This window comes from uncultured Victivallis sp., from assembly GCF_944391105.1.
Classification (GTDB): domain Bacteria; phylum Verrucomicrobiota; class Lentisphaeria; order Victivallales; family Victivallaceae; genus Victivallis.
The window spans coordinates 1-23,310 of the sequence record NZ_CALXSK010000045.1 but is presented as its reverse complement, the minus strand read 5'-3'; the positions used below and the strand labels follow the sequence as shown (position 1 = coordinate 23,310).

The following is a 23,310-nucleotide window of genomic DNA, read 5'->3' as shown; positions in this document are numbered from 1 at the left end:
CTCGGAAGTCCATTTTCTCCTCTCTCAAACTCCTTTTCGCGGATTTTTCCTTACGATTTTTTTCAGAACCGGCAGGACATGTTTATACATCCGGTAGAATCCCAGATCGTTCGGATGACAGCCGTCCACCGTGCATGCGTCGCGCATTTTCCTCCCGAACAGGGTTTCTCCATCGATGAAATACACATTCCGGTCGCCGCCGTTCACCGCGTTCCGGTAAGTTGTCCGGATGATTTCCCGCCGCTGGTTGCAGTCCGGAGTATCCTTATAATCACACATGGAAAGCATGACTATCGGCAGTTCCGGCTGCAGTTCCCGGACAATGCGGAAAAATTTTTCATGGGTCTTTTTCAGGTGGTCTGCACTGGGGGTATTGTGGTCGTAATCGTAAATAAACGCCGAGAGTTTCAGCTGCCCGATGGCTTTTGCCAGCGCCTCCTCCCCGCGCGCAGAACCGGAAAAGCCGAGATTGATCTGCGGCGCGTCCACCGCACGGCAGAGCATGGAGGTATAGGCGTTGCCGGGACGGGATGCGCATCCTCCCTGCGTGATGGAGGACCCGTAAAACAGAACAGGATCTTTGACCTTGTGGGGGGTCGCACCTTCCAGTCGGCAGCCTTTGACAATGCCGATTTCAACGGTCTCCACTCCTCCGTAGAGAGGGAAATTGATCAGCCAGTCGCACATTCCTTTTCCGGGATTTATGCCGAGCAGTGCTTCGATGTCGATCTGGTCGCGGTTCGGCTGGACGGTTTTGTTGTAACACTGTTTTCCGCCGTCCGGCGTGCAGTAGGAATCAAATCCCGCGCTGCCCGCGCGCGGCATGTGATTCATATCGGAGGAATATGCCAGTTTCGCACGTACCGTGATCACTGGTGAATCGGAACGGAAACGGACACAGACTCCCGCGGTATGATTGGACAAGGCTATTATCCCTTCATTGGTTTCTTCCTGCGTCAGTTCCCGGGGAATGCGGTAATAGGCGGAGTGATTCTGCCTGAACCACGGCAGACCTTCAATGACAAAGGGAGCTTTTTTCACATCGGTGTAAAACACTTTGAAATCCCCGATTCCGGGAGCGGAGAAATTCCGGTCGATTCTGGAAATGTCCATTTGTTTTCTGGTCTTCGGCATGATGTGGTACCGTTCCTTTGTTTTGTTGAGGTATCGGAATATAAACTATACTCAGGTTCATCCGGAAAACAAGGTTTCCGGAGAAAAAAAAAGGGTTTTTGCATATCTCGTTCCGAATATGGGGTGATGGCGGAAATGTAAAATATTGTCCTGTTTCATTTGCCAATTCTGGAATCGGAATTACCTTGTCTGGAAAACCAACCCCGCGATCGACAGCGGCCGGGTTTTCTCGCAGGGCGCGAAGCTGGTCGAGGAAGCGGTCACGTCGAAGAAACTCTTCGCCGGAGACGTCTGGAAGAAACTCGTCGAAAATGTGAAGTTGCACGATTCGACGTTCACAGCAACATCAATCACCTGAAGGCGATGGTCGAGGAGGCGAAGAAGGCGGGCGTGCTGGTCTTCAAATAACCGTTCCGGTTGTGCGTTGAAAAAGCCGTCCCGTATCGTGCGGGGCGGCTTTTGCGTATTCTGAGCTGTGAATAAGCTCCGGCTGCGAAGCCGGGGCGTAACGTCACCGTTCGGCGGTGATGGCGATGATGATCGGCACGGCGTCGGCCGCGGCGGAAACCGCTTTGATCGATTGAACCGGCTTATCCGGGTGCGGATTCTTCCAGCTTGTCACGTAGGCGCCGATTTTGACGCCGTTCGGCTTGGCGGTTTCGGCGACGATGCTGCCGTTCGAAATCGGTGTGTTGCCGACCCAGTCGGCGCACTCGCTGCCGCCGTTGACCGGGATGACAGCCGTGGTTCCGTCCTTATAGGTGACGCGGTATTCGAACTGTCTGCCCTTCTGTCCTCCCCAGGCGGCGGTGTGGAGGAAGTAAAGATTCTTCACGAGGCCGCCGACTTTGATGTCCGCTGATTCCTGCGGGAAATATTTGACGGTTCCTGCGAGGACGATACAGCTTTTTCCGTCGTTTCCGGCGGGGTCGATCACCTGAAACGGAACGCCCGCAAATGTCTGCTTCCCAGTCGGGAATTCACGGAAATCCATCGCCCCCTGATCGGTCCAGCCGCCTTTGCGGTCTCCTGCCGCGTCATCGCGGAATCCCATGTTTGCCGTGTCGGAAAGATCGAGCGGAACACAGGAGCGGGGATTGGCCGGGTATGGCTTGCGGGCCGCGAGAAAGGCGGCTTTTTCGGCGGCTTCGACTTCGGTGAGTTCCCGGTCGAGTTTCGCATTTTCGGCGTCAAGGAACTGTTTTGCGTCGGCGGCGAGTTTACGGACGGCTTCGGCGGTGAGCGGTGCATTCGTCGCCTCCGCGAACGGTTGGGTCGAGACGGCGATGAGCACGCGTTCCTGGGAGGGAATCGCGACCGGGAGTCCGGCGGCGAGTTCAGAGGCGCTCCACTCCAGCTTGCCGGAGGGGGCGGGCATCGGCGCCATGCGCACCATGTCAGTTACGTAAATCCGGTTTCCGGAGAGACGGGCCGGATGGAACTGGACGGTCCCCGCCGTGCGCGAATCCCAGTTGCAGAAGAAGTAGAGATCGGTCCCGGGGCGGCGGATGACCCGCGCTTCGAGTTCGGAGAGCAGTTTTTCATCGGAGGAGGTGACTCGGAAAGGCGCACGGTAGCCCGCGTCGTCGAGGGCGGCATTCAACCTTTTCGCCTGTTCATCCGAGGGGATTCCGGCCGGAATGGTCCGGACGTTTTTTCCGGAAAGTTTCGAATTTTTGAGTTCGCGGCCGTAGGGATCGAATTTCATCGAGCCTTCCCCGACGAGGACGATGCCGCCGTTTTTCGCGAATTCGCGCAGTTTCTCCGGCGTTTCGGCGAACGTATGCGACGGATACGGCACGGCGATGACCTTGAAGGAACCGGGGCCGCGCTCGATGAGCTCCTGTTCCGTGATGACCGCGACCGGGAGCTGGCGGCGCAGGAACGCATCGTACCAGTGGAAGCAGTTCTGCTGGTACGGGAATTTCTGATTCCCGCTCACGGCGTGCGGCTGCCGCCAGACCGACGGCAGAGAGTAGAGAATGCCGATCTCCTGCGTGACGCGGGGATAGGGCAGAGCGATTTCGGCGAGCCGTCCGATCTCGGTTTCGAAATCCTTGAATCCCTTCAGAGACTCGAACGGATAAGCGTAGGGATTCAGCAGTGCCGGGGGAACGGTTTTGGTGGTTTTGCGGGCGTCTTCGAGCGTTTTCCAGCCGTTGTTGCGGTAGCCCTGCCACCAGCAGTAGACCTGCGAACCGGAGAAGTTGTGGAACACCTCGAACCAGAAGAGTGTCGGGAAATCGCTGCGCCGGGTCGGCACGATGCCGAGTTTGCCGTGCGTGCGCTTGACATAGGCCTCCTGATTCAGGATCGGCTTGTCGCCGGCGAAACTGCGCGCAAGGTCGTTGACGAACATGACTTTGATCTTCGAGTTGTTCATCACGTCGTCGAGATAGCTTTTGCCGCTTTCGGCGAAGAGGCCGAACGGCATGCCCCCTTCGGTGCCGAAGAGGTCGGCGGCTTTCATGAGTTTGTAATAATCGATGCCGTTCTGTTCATACCAGACCGAAGCAACTGCGATTTCGATGTCGAAGTAGACGTTGCTGCGGCGCGGGTCGACGCTCTGAATCGCGGCTTTGCCGTCGTTGAATACTTCGACGAAACGGTCGCCGAGGAACATCATCCAGTCGGCCTTCATCGCCTTGCCGCTCCATGGGGTCAGGTCGACGACGGATTCAAACGAGGCGGGCGTCTCCTCGCCCCAGACCGCGCGGAGGTGGTCGAGCGTGCCGTACTTTTTCCGAAGCCATTCGCCGAAAAGTTTCCGGTTTTCGAGGTGTTTGGAGTGGTACCACTGCACTTCGTTGAAGAGTTCGTAAACCCAGGGATTCGAGTTGCCGTAGTTGAGCCAGTATTCGGCGCCGCCCCTGAAGTAGGTGTTGTAGATCGCTCTGCCGAGCGGAACTTCCGGCACGTAGGGCATGAATCCGCCGTCGTGATAAAATTCAGCGGGAAATCCTGCCTTCCGGAGTCTTTCCCGCTGTGTCGGCATCGTGAAGAGATGCAGCGCCGAGTAATCGACCACGAGTGGTATTCCGGCGACCCGTTCCCGGTGTCGCGCCCGCTCGCTCCAGTGTTGCGGGTAGCCGAGCCCGAACAGCTGGTCGGCCTGCTCCGGAGTGAGTTTCAGCTCCTCCAGATACGAGTCCGCCGCCTGCCGGGCCGAGGTCGGGACGTGCAGGGAGTTGAATCCCATCTTCTTCGCGGTCTCGCGGCTCATGAGGTCCGTGAACACGTCGTTCGGAGCGAACGGCGGCTCGGCGTTGAACTTGCCGAACTCCCAGAAGTTCTGAGAATCATTCACGCCGAGCATGAAGGTGGGTTTCCCGTCGACGTAAAAGGTTCCGTTCCGGATCTCGGGCCGCGTGAAGCGGTCGACGACCGGCGGCTTCGGCTCCGCCGGAGCTTCCAGCTGCGTGACCGTGAGATTGCGGATCTGCAGATTCGAGTTCCATTCGCCGCCGAGGGCGATCGAGCCGTAGACCGGTGCGGGCGCTTCGTAGGTGCCGATTTCCACCCCGTTGATGCGGCAGATCACCTTGCGCCCGAGAACGTCGACTTCGATCGCGAGCGGAGACTTGGCATCGACTTTCTGTGCGTAGTTGAATTCCGCGGCGGTTTCGCCTTTGGCCGTGATGAACTTGAGCGTTCCGGGGTAGGGGGGCGAAAAGACCAGCTTCACGAATTCGGGATAGCGCCATCCCACATAAAGCTCAAGACGCGAACCCGTCGGCCGGGTCACATTCAGGGTGACCCGGTAGTTTTTCCAGTTCTTCCCGTTGAGATAGAGAACCGGATTGCTCTTTTCGGAGCGGATCGTAAGCGCGTTGTCCGCAACGGAGAATGTTCCGCCGCTCCCGCTCCAGTGAGAGCCGATTTTCTCTCCGGGGAAGTTGTCGGTGAAAAGTTCCGCCGCCATGACGGAGAGCGCGAATGCGCCGAACAGCAGAGTGGATATCAGTTTTTTCATATTCGCACCATCGTTTTGTGGATTTCATGGAACTCGTTGCGGAAAAGGGAAATCACTCCCCGTAATTCCCGGGGGCATAGCGACCCCAGAAGTAGATGTGCTGTCCATCCGGCAGATCGTTCTTGCGCAACGGCGACGCGTGGCCGTCGCAGTAACCGATGTTGCTGCCCGCATTGTTGAAGTGACGGGTGGACAGATCGCTTTTTCCTTCGAGAATCGGAAAATTGTAGGACGAGGTGATGCGGGAGTTGTCTCCCAGCAGACAGCGTTCCGAGGGACGGCGGAGCCTTTTGATCGTATTGGAATGTTCCGCATCCTGATAGGTCATATTGAAATTGATTCCGTAATTGTCCAGGAGCAGTTCGTTTTTCGTGCCGCTGGCGGCGCCGCGGGCGGGACAAAGCATCAGTTTGGAAACCGGCTGATATGTCCCGTTGCTGTTTTTCGTCAACCAGCTGTTGCAATTCGATTCCGTGCTCTGGTTGGCTCCGACATAGGGCGTGATCAAACCGAGCCACGTGGCATCGACAGGATTCCCGCCGTAGGAGTGCGGCGGAACAATTCCATTGTTCGCATCGGTATACTGAATGGTCCCGAGCGTCAGCTGCCTGAGGTTGTTCAGGCAATTGATGTCGCGTGCTTTGTTGCGCGCCTGGTTCAAAGCGGGCAGCAGCATCCCCGCCAGAATGGCGATAATCGCAATCACTACCAGGAGCTCTATCAAGGTAAACGATCTCTTTTTCATTGCCGTCCCTCATATTTGGTTGCGGTTGAATTTGTTCTTTTATAATTATACCAGAAATAAATCACATTGTCAAGTTCTGTTTTAGATAAATAAATTAAAAATAATTCTCTTGACAAAGTGATATATTGTGATATATTTATTATGAATGGAAATGGTACCAGCATGCAACAGGGAGGAAGACGGAAATGAACGGTACGAACCAGGGAATTCCGATGACGCGGCGGATCGCAGCGGAGATGGAGGCGCGGATTTCCGACGGGACACTTCCCGCCGGGTCGCGTCTGCCGAGCGTACGCGATCTTGCCGGGCAGTATGAGATCAGCACGGCAGTCTGCCTCTCCGCGTATCGTGCCCTGGAGAAAAAAGGTCTGGTGGAGCGCAGACCCGGTTCCGGCACGTTCGTCCGCGGAACTGCCGCGGTCGAGGATCCGAAAAACTATTTCTACAACTGGGATTGCGTGCTGCCCTCGATGGAGACCATGGATATGGCGGCCGCGCTTTCTCCGGAGCTGGAGTTCTCTTCGTTCCCCGCCGTAACTTATGACTACAATCCGCATTACATTGACTGGATCATCTCCAGGAATTCCGGTTCGGAGTCTCATCCCGGATTGATCGCGCTCAACGAAGGTTTGCTGCCGGTCCTCGCCGCCGAAAAGGCGCTGCTTCCGCTCGACGGTTTTCTCGAACGTTCCACCCGGCTCTCTCCGGAAGGATTTCCGCCGGAGCTGCTGCGCTCGATGAGTTACGGCGGCAAGCTCTGCGCACTGCCGCTCTCATTCAACCCTCTCATGCTGTTTTACAACCGCCGGGTGTTCCGCCGTCGCGGCATTCCCGAACCCGACGGCTCGTGGAACTGGAATTCCCTTCTGCGCCACACCGAACTTCTGACCGAAGCGGGCGCAGACGGCGTGATTTGTTACGGACTGGCAATCCTGTTCACGCCGAACAGTTTCATTCCGTTTGTATTCCAGAACAACGGCGAATTTTTCGACCGCAACGGAAACTGCGTGATCGACAGCGACCCGGCATTCGAAGCGCTCTCATTCTTCTCCGAACTCTACCGGCTTCCGGGAGTATGCAGCCATCGCCACGGCGATGTGCGAAGCGCTCTCGTTGATCTCATGAGCAATGACTTCGCCGCGATGCTCATCGGCGACGGCGTAGACTACGCGCTGCTGCGCGAACGCATGCCGGAAGCCGACTGGGGCATGGTGAAACTTCCCGCCGGGAAACGTTCCGCAACTTCACTCTCGGTCTGGGGAGTCGGTCTGACGACCGGCGGTCGGGCGGAAGAACGTTTTGCGTTGCTCGAACGCTGTTTCGAACCCGGACCCTATTCCGGTTACTGTCGGCAAATTCACACGCTTCCTGCTTATGACCCGGCAGCAAACGGCGTCCCTTCCATGATGGTCGATCTGCTGCCGGAGGCGATTCCGTCGATTCAGAGCACGAGCCGTCAGGCCGTCAACGCGATTGCCGAGACAATCGCGGTTCTGCTGGCGCACAAGTTGAGATTGACCCGCGAACAGTGCCGCGACTTCTGCCGCAAGATCAACGCCCGGCTGTAAACTCTTCCCCCCCCTGAAATACAGAACGCCCCGCCGCAGCCCGTTGACCGGGGCGGAGGGGCGAGGTTTTTTCAACCTGGAATCAGCTTTCCGGGAAGAACAGGATCTTCTGCTGATCGAGTTCGACCCGCACCTTCTTCGCCTTTTCGAATCTTCCGCGCAGAATCTCCTCCGCGAGCGGATCCTCGATGTAGCGCTCGACAGCGCGCCGCAGCGGACGGGCGCCGAATTCCGGTTCGTAACCTTTGGAGATCAGGAAATCCTTGACCTCGTCCGAGATTTCGAATCCGAGTTTGCGTCCGAGAAGCCGCTCGCGCAGTTTGCCGAGTTCGATGTCGATGATCGCAAGCAGATCCTCTTTGTTCAGCTTCCGGAAGACGATGATGTCGTCGACCCGGTTGATGAACTCCGGCTTGAAGAACTTCTTCGCAATTCCGAGCAGCCGCTCATCGGCGCTCTGCGATTCGGTCGAATCGCTTCCGAACCCGAGTGGAGCGCTTCCTTTTGCAAGCTGTTCGGCGCCGACGTTGCTCGTCATGATGATGATCGTGTTACGGAAGTCGATGCGCCGCCCGAGCGTGTCGGTGATGCGCCCCTCTTCGAGAATCTGCAAAAGCATGTGCATCACATCCGGATGCGCCTTTTCGATCTCGTCGAAGAGCACGACCGAGTAGGGCCGGCGACGAACTTTCTCGGTCAACTCGCCTCCCTCACCGTGACCGACGTACCCCGGCGGAGATCCGACGAGGCGAGACACGTTGAACTTCTCCATGTATTCGGACATATCGACCTGAATGAGCGCATCCTGGTCGCCGAACATGAACTCCGCGAGCGCCTTGGCCAGCAACGTCTTGCCCACGCCGGTCGGTCCGAGGAAGATGAAAGATCCGATCGGACGCGCCGGATTCTTCAGGTCGGCACGGCTGCGCCGCAGCGCCCGGGAGATGATTCCGACCGCGTTGTCCTGACCGATGACGGTTTTCTTGAGTTCGGACTCCATGCGCAGGAGTTTCTTGCTCTCGCCCTCCTCCATCTGCTGAAGCGGCACGCCGGTGAGTTTCGCAACGACGGCGGCAATGTCGCTCTTCGTGATGACGGTTTTCTTTTCGGCGCACTCCTGCTTCCACTTGTCCTGGAGCTCCTGCAGATTGCGTTTGAGTTCGCGTTCGCGATCCCGCCATTTGGCGGCGGCCTCGAAGTTCTGCTCGACGATCGCCGCCTCCTTGTTCGCCTTGGCTGCCTCGATCTCCTGTTCCGCAGACGCGGTGTCCGGCGGCGGGCAGACGCTGCTGATCCGCGCGCGCGCCCCCGCTTCGTCCATGACGTCGATCGCCTTGTCCGGCAGGAATCTCCCGGTGATGTAGCGGTCCGAGAGTTTCACCGCCGCCTCGAGCGAACCATCCGCATACTGGACGTGATGGTGCTTCTCATAGGTCTCCTTGAGCCCTTCGAGGATCTTGATCGAATCCTCGACGCTCGGCGGATTCACGAGCACGGGCTGAAACCGCCGTTCGAGCGCCGCGTCCTTCTCGATTCCTTTGCGGTATTCGTCGAGCGTCGTTGCGCCGACACACTGCAGTTCGCCGCGCGAAAGCGCCGGCTTGATGATGTTCGCGGCGTCCATCGCCCCCTCTGCACCGCCCGCGCCGACGATCGTATGCAGCTCGTCGATGAACAAAATCACCTTGCCGGAGTTGCGCACCTCGTCGATCACAGCCTTGATCCGCTCCTCGAACTGGCCGCGGTACTTGGTCCCCGCGACCATGAGCGGCAGGTCGATGGCATAGACCATCTTGTCTGCGAGCAGATCCGGAACCTTGCGGGCGACGATCGCCTCCGCGAGTCCTTCGAGAATCGCGGTTTTGCCGACGCCGGCTTCCCCGATCAGCACGGGGTTGTTTTTGGTCCGGCGGCAGAGCACCTGGATCACGCGTTCGATCTCATCGGTACGACCGATCACCGGGTCGAGTTCGCCTTTCGCCGCAAGATCGGTCAGATTGCGCCCGAAGGCGTTCAAGGCATTCAACCCCTCCGAGCCGGTCTGATTCGCACTTCCCCCGTTGCCGCCGTTGTTCGGCTGCGGCGGAATGTTCGGCACATCCGGATCGTCGTTGTTGTCGGGCAGATAGTCCGAGTCGAGCGTCTTGATGACCGCCTGCCGGACCTCGTCCAGATTTACGTTCAGATTCTGCAGAATCCGAGCCGCCGCGCTCTCTCCTTCGCGCAAAATCGCCAGCAGCAGGTGTTCCGTTCCGACGAAGTTGTAGTTCATCGCCTGTGCTTCGGTCGCTGCCAGCATCAGCACGCGTTTGAGGCGCGGCGTCAGCGGCAGCGGGCCGTCGGTCTGGGTCGAACCGCCGACCCCGCACGATTTCTCCACCTCAAGCCGCAGCTGTGAAAGATTCAGGCCCAGCGACTTGAGTACGTTGACCGCCACCCCTTCGTTGAGGCAGAGAATCCCCAGCAGCAGATGCTCGGTTCCTATATGATCATGGTTGAAACGCTCGGCCTCCTGTTTCGCGAGAAGCAGGATCTGCCGCGCACGCGGTGTCAGATTCCCGAAATTGTTGTCTTCTGGTTTGGCCATTGGTATCTCCTCTCGATTTTCTTCGTGTTTTATGACAATATAAACGTTTTTTTTTACAAGTCAACTTGAAAAGTTAACCATTTTACTTTATACTATCGAAAAGATTGAAATTGAGGTGCGGAATGAAGGAAAAAGTCGTGGTCGCGCTGTCGGGCGGGGTCGACTCCTCGGTGGCGGCGGCACTCGCGCTCGAAGCGGGGTGCGAGGTTGTCGGTGCGACGCTGCGGTTGAAACATCCGGACCCGGCGTTTTCGGCGGCGCAGCTCTGCGTCTCCGAACGGGATGAAGCGGCAATCGCCCAGGTCGTGAAGACGCTTGGAATCGAGCATCATTTCCTTGAGGGTTTTGAACGCTTCCGGGGGCGCGTGCTCGAACCGGCCGCCTGTGAGTACATGGCCGGAAGAACGCCGAATCCGTGCTGCAACTGCAATTTGCTTGTGAAGTTCGGCATGCTCGTCGAATTCGCCTGTGAGATCGGGGCCGATCGCGTTCTGACCGGACATTATGCGAAGCTCGACCCGAGTCCGGAGGGATTTGTACTGCGCCGGGGAGACGATCTGAAAAAGGATCAGAGCTATTTTCTCTACCGGCTGGGACAGCGCGAACTTTCGGTTCTCTCTCTGCCGGTCGGCACGCTCGCGAAGGAGGAGGTTCGCCGAATCGCCGCGCGCCTCGGACTGGTGACCTCGCAGAAACCGGACAGTCAGGACGCCTGTTTTCAGGTGCCGGGCGAATGTTTCGGTGAGACGTTGCGACGTCTCTGCGGCTTCGCCGCGAAACCGGGGCGGTTCGTCTACCGGGGGAGGAGTGTCGGTCGACATACGGGGATCCATCAGTTCACAATCGGGCAGCGCAAGGGGCTTAACGTCGCGCTCGGCGTTCCCGCCTACATCGCGGCGATCGATCCGCAGTCGGGCGATATCCGGCTTGAGACGGATCCGGAAGCGCTGCTTTCGCGTGAATTTCCGGTTCACGATCTTGTCTGGCAGCTCGGCACTCCCCCGGATGGCGGGGAGATGGAAGTGCAGATCCGCTACCGCAGTCGGGCGGTTCCCTGCCGGATCGAGCCGGCGGGGGAGGGGAGCTGCCGTGTGATTCCGGCTCTTCCGCTGCGCGCGGTCACGCCGGGGCAGGCGGCGGTCTTTTACCGCGGAGACCGGCTGCTCGGGGGAGGGGTGATCGGATCATGCTGTTGAAACTCGTGCTGATCGGTAAGCTCAAGGATCGTGCGCTTCAGGCGCGCTGTGACGAATTTGCCAAGTGGCTCTCCCCTTACGCAAAACTTGAGATCGTTGAACTGCCCGACTCGAACGTTGCGAAAGAGGGGCAGGCGATCGTCAAGGCGCTGGAAAAAGAGCGCTCCGCCGCCGTCGTCGTGCTTTCGGAGGAGGGGAGGCAGTTCACCAGCACGGAGTTTGCTGCAAAACTCGGTTCGTTCGACCGCAAGATCGTGTTTGTCATCGGCGGTCCCTGCGGTCTTGCCCCGGAGGTCAAGCAGCGGGCTGATCTGCTCTGGTCGCTCTCAAAACTCACTTTTACACATGAACTGGCACGGCTGCTGTTGATGGAACAGCTTTTCCGGGCGACGAACATCCTGCACGGCGGCTCCTACCACAATCCGTAAAACGGAAGATCGAAAATGAAACTGAAATATACTCAGCAAAATGCCGAGATCATCGACGGCTGGTGCCGCAACGGCTGGGAGTGGTCGATCCCGATTTCTCATGAGGAGTATGAGGAGGCGTTGCGCGGAAATTTCCGGCTGCTGCTGACGCCGACCAGACCGGTCCCGCGCAAATGGTTCGGCGAACTCAAGGGAAAACGGGTGCTGGCGCTCGCATCCGGCGGCGGCCAGCAAGGTCCGCTTCTGGCCGCGCAGGGGGCGGAAGTCACGGTCATGGATCTCTCCGAACAGCAGCTCCGGCGCGAGCGGCAGGTGAGGACGCGGGAAAAGTATCCGATCCGGATCGTCTGCGCGGATATGAGTGAACGGTTCCCGTTCGGAGACGGTGAGTTTGATCTGATCGTCCATCCGGTCGCGAACGTCTATGTCCGCGATGTTGCCCATGTCTGGCGCGAATGTTTCCGCGTACTGAAGCCCGGCGGCCTTCTGATGGCGGGGCTCGACAACGGGATCAACTTCATCACGGACAACGAGGGGCTCCGCATTGAAAACGCGTTGCCGGTCGATCCACTCGCGGATGAGGCGCTTTACCGGCGCGGCATCGAGACCAATTCCGGCTGCCAGTTCTCCCACACCGCCGAAGAGCAGATCGCGGGACAGCTGAAAGCGGGATTCGCGCTGCTCGACCTCTATGAGGATACGAACGGTTCCGGGCGGCTTCACGACTTGAACATTCCGACCTTCTGGGCCACGCTCGCCCGGAAACGATAGCCGATGTCGCCGGTGATTACTGCTGGTGGCGGAGCTGTTCGAGCCGCTGCTCGCAGACGATCATCAGAATCTGGTCGAGGATCAAATTCAGATCCCCTTCCATGAGCTTCGGCAGATCGAAGGTGTTCACATTGTACCGGTGATCCGTCACGCGGTTCTGGGGAAAGTTGTAGGTGCGGATCCGTTCACTGCGGTCGCCGGTGCCGACCTGAGAACGTTTGTCGGCCGCCTGGCGGCTCGCCTCCTCCTGCTGCTTATGTTCGAGCATGCGGGCATAGAGGATGCGCAGTGCGATCTCCTTGTTGCGGTGCTGCGACTTCTCCTGCTGGCTCGCAACGGAGAGTCCGGTCGGAATGTGGGTTACGCGCACGGCCGAGTCGGTCGTATTCACGCACTGCCCCCCGGGGCCGCTCGACCGGAATACGTCGAACCGCAGATCCTCCGGACGGATATCGAGCTCGACCTCCTCCGCCTCCGGCATGACTGCGACCGTCACGGTCGATGTATGAATGCGCCCGCCCGCCTCCGTCGTCGGCACGCGCTGGACACGGTGGACGCCGGATTCATATTTCATCAGGGAATAGACATCGCTGCCCGAAAGGGAGAAGGAAACATCCTTGATTCCGCCGAGATCCGTATCGGACTGGTCGAGGATTTCAACCTTCCACCCCTGTTTTTCCGCAAAATGCAGATAGGCCCGGAAGAGCTCTCCGGCAAAGAGCGCCGCTTCGTCCCCGCCCGCGGCCGGTTTGATTTCGACGATGATGTTTTTCGCATCGTTCGGGTCGGGAGGCAGCAGGGAAACCTGGATCTCCTCCTCCAGTTTCGCGGCTTTCTGCTCAAGCGACTCGATGTCCGCACTGAGCAGGTCGCGCATTTCCGCGTCTTCCTCCACCGTCAGCATCTCGTGGTTTTTCGCGAGTTCCGCAAGGGCCTTTTTCCAGCTGTCGAACTTCTCAAACAGGGTGCCGAGTTTGCGGTGCTCCTGCGAAACGCTGCGGAACTCTGCTCCCTTCGAGTAGATCGTCGGGTCGGCCAGGCGTTCTTCAAGCTCAGCGAAACGCCCGTGCAGATTCTCGATGTATGCGGCTATGTCTTCTGGAACCATGAAACGTAATCCGAAAAAGGGCTTGCAGAACGGGATCGTTCCGGCAAGCCCGGGTCATCAATGAAAAAAACGAAAAAAAGCTCTTACGCCTTCTTGTAACGGCGGTTGAACTTGTCAATGCGGCCCGCCGTGTCGACGAACTTCTGCTTGCCGGTGAAGAACGGGTGGCACTTCGCGCAGATGCCGACCTTCATCTCCGGACGGGTGGATTTAATGTGCCAGACTTCGCCGCAGGCGCAGGTCACAATGGCGTCTTCGTACTTCGGATGAATGTCTTTTTTCATTTTTTTTGCACAACTCCGTTTTACAGGTTATATTATAAAAACTCTTGTTCAATGCTCATAAACGGCAATTTTAATAAAATAACAGTGATCGGCGGAATTTCAAGTCGGAAGCGGAGGTTTTGCGATGATTTTGGCGGATTTTTTACACGGGTGCGGATTTTCGGCGGAATTCGAGGAGTTCTTCGCCCCGTTCTGGCTGGAGACGTCGGATGAGATGCCGCAACATCTGACCGTGGAATTCTTCCGCCGCTGGATGCCTCTGCTCGAACTGAAGCGTGAGATCCCGGAAGTGCGGATGGAGGCTCTCTCCGCCGCGGTCCGTTCGAATGCCGCGCTGCGCATCTACGCCAATCTGCTGGACGGCTGGCTGCTGCGCGCCGTTCCCGGACCGGATCACGGGAAACTTCCGTATCCGGTCGGTCCGCTCGGCGAGGAGGGCGCCGGGCTCTTTTCGCTCATGGCCGCCATGGCCGCTCTGCCGCGGATCGCCGAAACCCATGCCGGACTCGGCCTCGATGAGTCGTATCTCCGCGGAATCGCGAAGTGGATCGCCGGAACCACGTCGATTTACGGCTCCGCCCACAACGGTCTGCCCGGCACTGATTTCCGCCAGCATCACTGGCTGAAGCACTCGATCGACGGGAGACTTTTCCGCATCGGCCGTTTCGAATTTCTGATCCATTCCGCGCCGGACTGGGTCCCGGCCATCTACCGCAACCGGGTTTCCGGGCGGATCGAAGCGTTCTGCCGCGACGGCTGGAATCTTGACGACCGGGGATTTCGATGCGGCGGGGGCGGCACGGTTGCAACGCTCGACCGGACGGGCTCCATGCTGACCGGGATCCCCGTGGATCCGGCGACCGGCCGGGCGGTTCCCGGCGTTCGCCGGATGATCGACCTTGCGATCTTTGAACCGCTTCTGACTCCGCATGAGTGGGTGCCCAGCGTCCATATCCCCGGCGGCGGGGGGATGACGCCGGAGCTGGCGGGAGAGTCGTTGCGCGCGGCGGTCCGTTTCTTCCGGAAACAGTTTCGCAAGGAGATCCGGTTGTTCGTCTGCGAGTCGTGGATTCTCAATCCTGCCTGGATGGAACTGCTGCCGGAGTCGAACCTCGCGAAGTTCATGCGCGAACTTTTTCTCTTTCCGGCGCCGCCGGAAGAACGCTCCGGATTGTTCTTCGTATTCGGGCGGGACGACGGCGATTTCGCCGCTTACCCGGCCGACAATTCACTGCGGCGGGCATTTCACCGCCTTTATGAGTCGGAGGGAGTCTTCCGCGCAGGCGGCATGTTCATTCCCGCCGACGGCCTCGACCGCTGGGGAAAGCAGATCTACCGCTCCGGACACGGAGAGTGAACGTCGAGAAAGTACATCTTCATCATCCCTTTCCCCTTGACTTCCTGCGCCGGGCGTTCGAGAAAACGGAATGTCTCCGGCGCCGTGTCACGCACCGCCTGCGAGACGTTGATCCGCATCGGTTCCGACAGCTGCTCCATGCGGGCGGCGGTGTTCACCGTATCGCCGAAAATGTCGTAAATATACTTCTCCGTACCGACGATTCCCCCGACCACGCGCCCGGTGTGGACGCCGAACCGCATTCGCCACACGTGTGATTTGACGAGATTGCGGTTCTCCAGATAATGCAGCGCTTCGCCGGCTCCCGCAAGAATGTTCGCACAATGCTGATCCGTCGGCGTCGGCAGCCCGGATACACAGAGATATGCGTCTCCGATCGTCTTGATCCGTTCGCAGTTGTGCCTCGTGAAAATGCGGTCGAACTCCGTGAAGATGTCGGTGAGCTCCGCGAGCACCTCTTCCGGATCGAGCGCGGCGCAGCGGTCCGTGAAGCCGACGATGTCCGAAAAAAGCACCGTCACATGCTCAAAACGCTCCGGTTTGCTCGCGCCGTTCTCCTGAAGATCCGCAATGACCCGTTCCGGCAGAAGATTTCGCAACAGCTTCGCGGATTTCTCCTTCTCCGCTTCGAGCGACTCCTTGAGTTCAAGCAGCCGGAGGCTGTTTTCGACCATCGAGAACCGCTGGTCGAGCGCAGCTTCCCGTTCGGATTTCAGCTGGGCTTCCAGCTCCGCGTTCCGCGCCTGCTCCGCAGCGAGACGCGTTTCGAGTTCCGCGATTTTGGCCTGCTCTTCCCGGGAGTTCATCGCGTTTCCCGGCGCTCGGAAAGTACTTCGTCCCACGGACGCACGAAACTCGCTTCGTCCCCCGTGAACAGATTGAAACGCACGATGTGGCAGAGTGCAGCCACCCCGTCTTTCCAGCCGATCTTCTTGCCCTCGTCGAACCGGCGCGGATTGTAGGAGATCGGAACCTCCCAGATCCGCAGCCGCCGCGAGCGCGCGAGCTTCGCCGTGAGCTCCACCTCGATGCCGAACCGGCATGACTCGAGCTTCAGGTTCTGGATCACCTCGCGCCGGAACGCCTTGTAACAGGTCTCCATATCCGAAAGGTGAATGTCCGAGAACCAGTTCGACAGAAACGTCAGAAACTTGTTCCCCATCTCATGCCGGAAATAGCGGACCTGCCCAGGAGTCCCCATGAAGCGGGAGCCGTAAACCGCATCCGCCTTGCCCGCGAGCAGCGGCGCCAGCACGATCGGATAATCCTCCGGCGTGTATTCGAAATCCGCGTCCTGAACGATCACATACGGCTTCGTCGCTTCACGGAAACCGCGGATCAACGCCGCTCCCTTGCCCTGGTTGACCTCCTGATTGAAGAGACGCACGCGCGGATTGTCCGCAAATTTCTGCAGATTATCCCACGTGCGGTCCGTCGACGCATCGTTCACGATCAGCAGTTCCCCCACCTCGGGACGCATCAGCACACGGTTGATGATCTCCTCAATCGTCTGCTCTTCGTTGTATGCGGGCATGACGACCGAAAGGCAGCCCGCGGCTTCTTTCCGGGCGGCATCCGTTGATTCGTTCATCAGTTCCTCCCGAGTTCTTCCGAACGGAGGCAGGCGGCTCGGACCGCCTGGATCACCGCTCCCGCAAACGCACGATCCTCGAGCACTTCAAGTGCCCGGATCGTCGTGCCGCCGGGACTGGTCACCTGATCCTTCAGCACGGTCGGATGCAGTTTCGTCGCCTTGACCATCTCCGCAGAGCCGATCACGGTCTGAACGGCCAGTTCCGTCGCCACCGCCCGCGAGAGACCCGAGGCAACTCCACCGTCCGCCAATGCCTGGATGAATTCAAACACATAAGCCGGTCCGCTGCCGGAGAGCGCCGTTACCGCGTCGAGATTCCGCTCTTCCACCCGCATGACCGTGCCGACCGATCCGAAAATCTTCTCCGCCAGCGCAAGCTCCTCCGGGGTCGTTTCCGGCGAAGCGGCGATCCCGGCCGCGCCTTTGCCGATCAGCGCCGGCGTGTTCGGCATGACCCGGATCACCTGCCGCGATCCGGTCAATTCCGCAATTCGCGCAATCGGCACCCCCGCGATGATCGTGATGACCGGTTTCGTTGCCAGCACCTCCGAGAGTCCCGCAAGGGCCGCGGTCATGGTCTGCGGCTTGACTGCGAGCAGCACCCGTTCCGCGTCGCGGGCGAGCGCGGCGCAATCCTGAATCGCGCACGCCGCTCCGGTCGCTTTCGTGAATTCCGCCGCGGCGGTTTCGCTCACGTCATAGGCCTGAAGTTCGCCGGGAGTGAACAGCTTCGCCCGGACGAGTCCGCCCGCGATTGCCGTCGCCATCTTTCCGGCGCCGATGAACAGCAGTTTTTTCATAATCCGTTTGCCTTTCTAATCATCACAGCAAGCTGCCAGAGAATCACGCCTCCGCCGAGCAGATAGAGATAGCAGGCGAAACAGGCGAGCTTCCCCCGCTTGATGAGTTTGGTCAAGAAATACAGCGCCCCGTAGCTGACCGCCGCGGAGACCGCCAGCCCGACGCCCATTTGCAGAATGCTGATCTCTCCCGCCTCCGGAGGATTCTTCACGATTTTCAGCAGGTGAACCAGCGCCGCTCCCGCAATCACCGGGATCGCCATCAGAAATGAGAACGTTCCCGCCGCCTCCCGGTTCACCCCGGTCAGAATCCCCGCCGTGATCGTCGTTCCCGAACGCGACAGTCCCGGCAGAATCGCGAACATCTGCCCGAGCCCGATCACAACGGCCTGGCGCAGCGAGATGTTCTCCAGCGGCGTCGGAGGCGCGTCCTCTTCCCCCGCCGGGCGGACGATGAGCTTGGGTTTCTCCGTCATCCGCAGCAGCGTGCCGGTAATGAGAAACGCGAAGCCGACCATAAACAAATTGTCGAACATCTCTTTCGCCGCTCCCGTGAATTCAAGCAGCAGCCCGGCGGCTCCCGCCGGAATTGTCGCAACAATCAGCATCGCCGCAAGTCTCCACCGTTCCGGTTTCAGAAACCCGAGCAGCGTTTTCCAATAGAAAACAACAATTGCAAGCAGCGAACCGGCATGCAGCACGATTCCGAGCGCCTGGCTCTTCTCCCCGTCGAATCCGAACAGCGCTCCGAGCAGCGCAAGGTGTCCAGAGGAGCTCACCGGCAGAAACTCCGCCACTCCCTGAATCACCGCCATGATGATGATGTAAATCCAGATGTTCAATTTGAATCCCAGCATTCAAAACGACCGGGCTGCTCCTTCCGTTCCGCCCGGCCCTGCATTGTCTGTAAAAACCGCCGCTTTTCCCTTTGTTCCGGCAGCGATTACTGTTTCATCTTTGCACCCGGTTTGGTCGGGCGGATGATCATCTCCAGCACCGGCAGCTTCCAGACTGCCGGCGAGGTATTCGGCTTGCGCGTTCCCGCCAGCCGGAACTCCTTTACGTTGTTCCGCCGCGTCTCCTGAAGAACGAATTTCCCGTCTTCCGTACGGCAGAGATCGAGCTCGCGATAGCCCGCCGGTCTGGTTTGTGCGACAAGCAGCTGAATGTTTCCGGGCAGCCCGATCGCCAGATCCCGACCCGAGGCGCTCACGGCCACCGTGTCTTCCGGCAGATCCCGCTCCCCGAGTTCGAGCACTTTGCCTGCGCGCTGCGCGAAAACGGCCAGGGATTTCCCGTCGAATTTCTCCAGGTCAACCAGGTTCAGCAGCGGCGCCTGACGTTCCGAACGATAAGCTCCGACCGCCTCGCACACTTCGTCCTCCGTCATTTCGCCCGCCGCAGTCAGCTGGTCGATCGCCGCACGTGACAGCCCGCCGACTCCCGCACTCTGCAGCAGAGCCGCCGGCGTGCAGCCCAGAATCGGCGCAAGTTTGCTCGCCTCATCCAGTGTCGGCACCGCCTCGAAACAGTTCTCGAACACCTGCAGATGCGACGCCGGAATTCCCGACAGATTCGCAAGCTGCTGATGCGTGAGTCCACGCTGGCAGCGCAGCGAAAACATCACCTCGTTGAACGGAGAACGCATGTTTTCCGCCCCCGTCCGGATGCACGAAAGCATCGATTGCAATTCAAACGCCTGAGCTCGATCCAGCTCCAGGAGTTCACAGATCACGTTGAGCTGCTGCTGATTCGGCACGATTTTACCGTGCAGCATCTGGGAGACGGCCGAACCCGAAATCTGCAGCCGGGCAGCCAGATCGTTCTGACGGATTTCCGCATCGCGGAGATAATCGCGGATCAGTTTCCCGAATTTCGTCTTCAGTGGTGTGATCGGCATGATAACCTCTCTTTATACCGTTTCATATTTCTTCGACAGTTTCCGGTCGCTCTTTGAAATTCCGAGCCGCAGGTGTCATCTCAATCTTTTGCAGACAAACCGGATAACTGTCCGGGCCGGTGGTTCGCAATGGCGGCATTCCCCGTCCCGTCCGACATTTCTCATATAGAGTATAATATATCGCCTTTTCAGCCGAATCCAAACCGTTCGTCGCTTAATTTGTTAATTTTTCAATTACATATTCTTCGCGGCAAACAGGCTGGATGAATTTGCGTGCATCTGTTTTTCTGAACAATGCAGGCCGCCGAAGCGCTTCTTCTTCATCGCCTGGTGATCGAAAAAGCACAGAATGAATACCCCTCATTTAAAACATAGCATTTCCGTTTCTCTTTTCAAGAATGGAAGACCGGAAAAATCAAAAAAGATTAAGCGTTGTCTGAAAGTCCTCCGGAACAGGCGCCGTGAATTCCAGTTCCTCTCCCGTAAGCGGGTGCGGAATTTTCAGCTTCCATGCGTGCAGCATCTGCCGGCCGATTCCGGAAAGCGCCGCAGCCGTTCCCCCGTAGGTCGCATCCCCGAGCACCGGAATCCCGATCGATGAGAGGTGCACCCGGATCTGGTGGGTCCTCCCGGTCAGAATCTTCACTTCCATGAGACTGACCGGAACTCCATTGATGATACCGCTCCGTACAAGACGATAACGCGTCACGGCGAGTTTCCCGTTTCGTTCGACCACCGCCATCTTCTGCCGGTTGACCGGATGGCGGCCGATGAGCCCGGTGATCTCTCCCTCCGGACGCCGCGGAACTCCACGCACGATTGCAAGATAGGTTTTGCCGGTTTCGCGCCACGCGAATGCGCTGCTGAGCTTGTATTGCGCTTCCGGCGTCTTGGCGATCACGAGGCAGCCGGACGTATCTTTGTCCAGCCGGTGCACGATTCCGGGGCGGCCCGATGTGCACGCGAGCGTTTCGGCAAGATGCGGATACCGCCCGAGCAGAGCATTCACGACCGTTCCGGTCGGATTCCCCGCCGCAGGATGCACCACTACTCCCGCCGGTTTGGCGATCACGAGCATCGCCTCGTCCTCATAAAGAATCGGAAAATCGAACGGTTCGGCGACCGGCTCCGTACTCTCAGGTTCCGGCACTTCCACCGTTACGCGCATTCCCGCCCGGACCGGATAGCGGGGAACCGTAAGCGCCGTCCCCTCGGAAGTGACCAGTCCTTCGGCGATCAGCTTCTGCAGATAGGTGCGGGACGACCCGGGGATCAGCCGCGACAGGCAGCGGTCCAGACGTGTCCCCGCCTCCTGCGGATCAATTTGAAAGCTCAGTATCTTCCGGTTCATCTTGCTTCTTCGCCCCGGTGCGCAAAAAGTAGATCAGGAGCGCGATCCCTCCCGGGATCAGGGCAAACCCGATGACCTGGGCAATCGTGAATGACTCCACCACCTTCGCATTGTCTCCGCGCATGAGTTCGTTCAGGAAACGGAGAATCCCGTACAATATCAGATAACTCGACATCGTCACCCCGCGCCGCGTATGACGTACCATCCAGAAGTAGAGGAAAAAAAGCGCAATCTGTTCGCCGGCCTCGATGAGCTGCACCGGGTAGAGACTCTGCCCCGGATAGCACAGCGCCGGAGTGCTCCCCTCCGGATAGGTCACCCCGAAGAAGAGATCCGTCGGTTTCCCCCAGCAGCAGCCGTTCAGAAAGCAGCCGATCCGTCCGCAGGCGTGCGCTATCGCCAGCGCCGGCGCGTACACATCAAACACCCGGATGATATCAAGTTTGCTCCAGCGGCAGTAGAGCCACAACGTCACCAGCGTCAGCAGAAAACCCCCGTAAAATACAAGCCCCCCCTGATCGATCCGGAAAACATTCCACAGATTCTCCCGGTAATTGTCGAAGAACTGCACCACATAGAAGATCCGCGCCCCGATAATCCCCGAAATCATCGCCACAAACACCGATGTTGACGCCTGATCCGCGCTCATCTTCGCGTATTTGCGGTTCACGTTCACGAGCCAGCACCCCAGCAGAAATCCCACCGCGGCCATCGCTCCGTAACTGCGAATGGAAAATTTTCCAATCGAGATCAGGATCGGATACATTTACGCCTCCTTCGCCTTTGCGCTCCGTTTTTCCAGCTGTTTTGCGATGGTTTCCAGTACGAGCACAAGTACAAAGCCCGCCACCGCCAGTCCGATCGCCGACCAGAATTCCGTATTGAACTCCTGCGGCAGCACGTTCGGGGCGTCGTCCGCTCCGCTCGCCTTCCACGGCCACACTTTCCGCAGCGAACCGGCCATGAAACCGATCAGCACCGCCACGGTCAGATCGTGGAATTTCCGGAACAGCCAGCTCAGCAGCCGCACGAACGAACTGATCCCGATGACGATCCCCACGACAAACGACACCAGAATCAGCAGATTCTGCCCGACATTCGTCATGCTTTTAAGTTCGTGAACCGCATTCAGCACCAGGTGATATTTCCCCATCAGAAGCAGAATGAACGAACCCGAAATCCCCGGCAGAATCATCGCACAGATCGCGATCGCTCCGCACAGCACCAGATAAAGCAGGCTGTCCGGCGGATTGTTCAGCAGCGGCAGACCGACAACTACCCAGCCCGCAACCGTTCCCGCAATCAGCGCGATTACCGCGGGTGGATTCCATTTCCGCACCCGCCCGAACACCGTGAAGATCGATGCCACCACCAGCCCGAAGAAAAACGCCCAGATCAGCACCGGCCGATTCGCCAGCATCCAGTGTATCGGCGACGAAAGCAGCACGATCGCTGTTACTATTCCCAGACCCAATGCCAGCAGAAACGGCCACGGCAGCGTCTGAAACGCCTTCTTCACCTGAAACTTCAGCCCTATCGCAATCGCCTCGGCCGAAGTGAATTTCTTGATCGACTCGATCAGTTCCTCATAAATCCCGAGAATAAACGCCATCGTCCCTCCGGAAACTCCGGGCACCACATCCGCTCCCCCCATGATCAGGCCTGTAATGTAGATCCGAAGATATTCCTTGATCGAACGCTTTTTTCTGATTTCTCCGCTCATCGTATCCCTTGTTCCCCTGTTGGTCTTCCGGCTCATTTCCGAAATATACACCACTTTTTTAAAAAACGTAGCAATTTTTTCATTTTTTATCTGGATTTTTTAGCCAAATGGAGTTATTTTGTATGACCATCCACTCATAACCCCGTGGTGTAATGGTAGCACAACTGGTTTTGGTCCAGTTAGTCTAAGTTCGAATCTTGGCGGGGTTGCCATTTCCCCAAAAAGTTGCTTACCCTTCGGCCACGGGCCTCGGGTCCCCGCGTTGCGGGATCGCTACTTTTCGGGGGCCCCGCTCTCCGGCATTCCGTGCGCCGCTTTGCGTCGTACTCATGCCTGCGAGAAAGGTATTGGACTGTAGTAAAGTTGCTTCCCCTTCGGCCACGAACCTCGGGTCCCCGCGTTGCGGGCTCGCTGCTTTTCGGGGACCCCGCTCTCCGGCATTCCGTGCGCCGCTTTGCGTCGTACTCATGCCTGCGGGAAAGGTATTGTTCAGGTGACTGTAGTAAAGTTGCTTCCCCTTCGGCCACGGGCCTCGGGTCCCCGCGTTGCGGGATCGCTGCTTTTCGGTGACCCCGCTCTCCGGCATTCCGTGCGCCGCTTTGCGTCGTACTCATGCCTGCGAGAAAGTATTGTTCGGGTGACTGTAGTAAAGTTGCTTACCCTTCGGGCAGGGGCCTCGGGTCCCCGTGTTGCGGGATCGCTACTTTTCGGGGACCCCGCTCTCCGGCATTCCGTGCGCCGCTTTGCGTCGAACTCGTGCCTGCGAGAAAGGTATTGTTCGGGTGAGTGTA

At 58.5% G+C, this 23,310-nt stretch carries 20 protein-coding genes and 1 tRNA gene; 7 read left to right on the top strand and 14 right to left on the bottom strand.

Going from position 1 to position 23,310, the window contains the following annotated elements:
- Positions 1–24: 24 nt before the first annotated feature.
- Positions 25–1,134 (bottom strand): SGNH/GDSL hydrolase family protein, encoded by a 1,110-nt coding sequence (locus Q0K10_RS12685; protein ID WP_294507641.1) that lies wholly within the window; start codon positions 1,132–1,134, stop codon positions 25–27.
- 145 nt (positions 1,135–1,279) lie between these two features.
- Here Q0K10_RS12685 and Q0K10_RS12680 point away from each other — a divergent pair, with 145 nt between their 5' ends.
- A complete protein-coding gene (locus Q0K10_RS12680; RefSeq protein WP_294507639.1) occupies positions 1,280–1,492 on the top strand; it encodes a hypothetical protein in 213 nt (70 codons plus the stop codon).
- Between the two features lie 153 nt (positions 1,493–1,645).
- On the opposite strand, the gene Q0K10_RS12675 is transcribed toward Q0K10_RS12680, so the two are convergent.
- The gene (locus tag Q0K10_RS12675) at positions 1,646–5,107 is read right to left on the bottom strand and encodes a beta-galactosidase trimerization domain-containing protein (RefSeq protein ID WP_294507637.1); all 3,462 of its coding nucleotides are present in this window, start codon (positions 5,105–5,107) and stop codon (positions 1,646–1,648) included.
- Positions 5,108–5,159: 52 nt separating this feature from the next.
- Positions 5,160–5,852 carry a type II secretion system protein gene (locus Q0K10_RS12670; protein ID WP_294507634.1) on the bottom strand — a complete coding sequence of 231 codons (693 nt, stop codon included), beginning with the start codon at positions 5,850–5,852 and terminating at the stop codon, positions 5,160–5,162.
- A gap of 185 nt (positions 5,853–6,037) precedes the next feature.
- Here Q0K10_RS12670 and Q0K10_RS12665 point away from each other — a divergent pair, with 185 nt between their 5' ends.
- On the top strand, positions 6,038–7,420 hold the full coding sequence (locus tag Q0K10_RS12665; protein WP_294507631.1) for a GntR family transcriptional regulator: 1,383 nt from the start codon (positions 6,038–6,040) through the stop codon (positions 7,418–7,420).
- Between the two features lie 82 nt (positions 7,421–7,502).
- On the opposite strand, the gene Q0K10_RS12660 is transcribed toward Q0K10_RS12665, so the two are convergent.
- Entirely contained in the window at positions 7,503–10,007 is a 2,505-nt protein-coding gene (locus Q0K10_RS12660; RefSeq protein WP_294507629.1) for an ATP-dependent Clp protease ATP-binding subunit, read from the bottom strand.
- Positions 10,008–10,129: 122 nt separating this feature from the next.
- Here Q0K10_RS12660 and mnmA point away from each other — a divergent pair, with 122 nt between their 5' ends.
- The 3 genes from mnmA to Q0K10_RS12645 are packed head-to-tail and all read left to right on the top strand — an operon-like array spanning position 10,130 to position 12,402.
- Positions 10,130–11,203: a tRNA 2-thiouridine(34) synthase MnmA gene (gene mnmA, locus Q0K10_RS12655; protein WP_294507626.1), complete on the top strand. Its 1,074-nt coding sequence runs from the start codon at positions 10,130–10,132 to the stop codon at positions 11,201–11,203.
- Positions 11,194–11,631, top strand: a complete 438-nt coding sequence (locus Q0K10_RS12650; RefSeq protein ID WP_294507624.1) for a 23S rRNA (pseudouridine(1915)-N(3))-methyltransferase RlmH — start codon at positions 11,194–11,196, stop codon at positions 11,629–11,631. Before mnmA ends, Q0K10_RS12650 begins: the two co-directional genes overlap by 10 nt.
- 15 nt (positions 11,632–11,646) lie before the next feature.
- Positions 11,647–12,402 carry a class I SAM-dependent methyltransferase gene (locus tag Q0K10_RS12645; RefSeq protein WP_294507622.1) on the top strand — a complete coding sequence of 252 codons (756 nt, stop codon included), beginning with the start codon at positions 11,647–11,649 and terminating at the stop codon, positions 12,400–12,402.
- 16 nt (positions 12,403–12,418) lie between these two features.
- Here Q0K10_RS12645 and prfA read toward each other — a convergent pair whose 3' ends face one another.
- A complete protein-coding gene (gene prfA, locus Q0K10_RS12640; RefSeq protein WP_294507620.1) occupies positions 12,419–13,510 on the bottom strand; it encodes a peptide chain release factor 1 in 1,092 nt (363 codons plus the stop codon).
- Between the two features lie 83 nt (positions 13,511–13,593).
- Positions 13,594–13,794 carry a 50S ribosomal protein L31 gene (gene rpmE, locus Q0K10_RS12635; RefSeq protein WP_294480005.1) on the bottom strand — a complete coding sequence of 67 codons (201 nt, stop codon included), beginning with the start codon at positions 13,792–13,794 and terminating at the stop codon, positions 13,594–13,596.
- Positions 13,795–13,918: 124 nt separating this feature from the next.
- Between rpmE and Q0K10_RS12630 the strand changes: the two genes are divergently transcribed.
- Complete coding sequence (locus tag Q0K10_RS12630) at positions 13,919–15,151, top strand: hypothetical protein (protein ID WP_294507618.1); 1,233 nt, start codon at positions 13,919–13,921, stop codon at positions 15,149–15,151.
- Here the strand turns inward: Q0K10_RS12630 and Q0K10_RS12625 are convergent.
- The 8 genes from Q0K10_RS12625 to Q0K10_RS12590 form a co-directional block, all read right to left on the bottom strand.
- Entirely contained in the window at positions 15,127–15,957 is an 831-nt protein-coding gene (locus Q0K10_RS12625) for an adenylate/guanylate cyclase domain-containing protein (protein WP_294507616.1), read from the bottom strand. The genes Q0K10_RS12630 and Q0K10_RS12625 overlap by 25 nt on opposite strands.
- Positions 15,954–16,742: a glycosyltransferase family 2 protein gene (locus Q0K10_RS12620; protein ID WP_294507614.1), complete on the bottom strand. Its 789-nt coding sequence runs from the start codon at positions 16,740–16,742 to the stop codon at positions 15,954–15,956. The genes Q0K10_RS12625 and Q0K10_RS12620 overlap by 4 nt, the downstream gene beginning before the upstream one ends.
- Complete coding sequence (proC, locus tag Q0K10_RS12615; protein WP_294507612.1) at positions 16,742–17,545, bottom strand: pyrroline-5-carboxylate reductase; 804 nt, start codon at positions 17,543–17,545, stop codon at positions 16,742–16,744. Before proC ends, Q0K10_RS12620 begins: the two co-directional genes overlap by 1 nt.
- Positions 17,542–18,387, bottom strand: coding sequence for an undecaprenyl-diphosphate phosphatase (locus tag Q0K10_RS12610; protein WP_294507610.1), 846 nt, complete (start codon positions 18,385–18,387; stop codon positions 17,542–17,544). Before Q0K10_RS12610 ends, proC begins: the two co-directional genes overlap by 4 nt.
- Before the next feature lie 101 nt (positions 18,388–18,488).
- The gene (locus tag Q0K10_RS12605) at positions 18,489–19,445 is read right to left on the bottom strand and encodes a helix-turn-helix domain-containing protein (protein ID WP_294507608.1); all 957 of its coding nucleotides are present in this window, start codon (positions 19,443–19,445) and stop codon (positions 18,489–18,491) included.
- A gap of 415 nt (positions 19,446–19,860) precedes the next feature.
- The gene (locus Q0K10_RS12600; RefSeq protein WP_294507606.1) at positions 19,861–20,796 is read right to left on the bottom strand and encodes an RluA family pseudouridine synthase; all 936 of its coding nucleotides are present in this window, start codon (positions 20,794–20,796) and stop codon (positions 19,861–19,863) included.
- Positions 20,765–21,562, bottom strand: a complete 798-nt coding sequence (gene lgt / locus Q0K10_RS12595) for a prolipoprotein diacylglyceryl transferase (protein ID WP_294507604.1) — start codon at positions 21,560–21,562, stop codon at positions 20,765–20,767. The genes Q0K10_RS12600 and lgt overlap by 32 nt, the downstream gene beginning before the upstream one ends.
- Positions 21,563–22,519 carry a DUF368 domain-containing protein gene (locus tag Q0K10_RS12590; protein ID WP_294507602.1) on the bottom strand — a complete coding sequence of 319 codons (957 nt, stop codon included), beginning with the start codon at positions 22,517–22,519 and terminating at the stop codon, positions 21,563–21,565.
- A gap of 138 nt (positions 22,520–22,657) precedes the next feature.
- Here Q0K10_RS12590 and Q0K10_RS12585 point away from each other — a divergent pair.
- Positions 22,658–22,731, top strand: a tRNA-Gln gene (locus Q0K10_RS12585).
- The last annotated feature ends 579 nt before the right edge of the window (positions 22,732–23,310 follow it).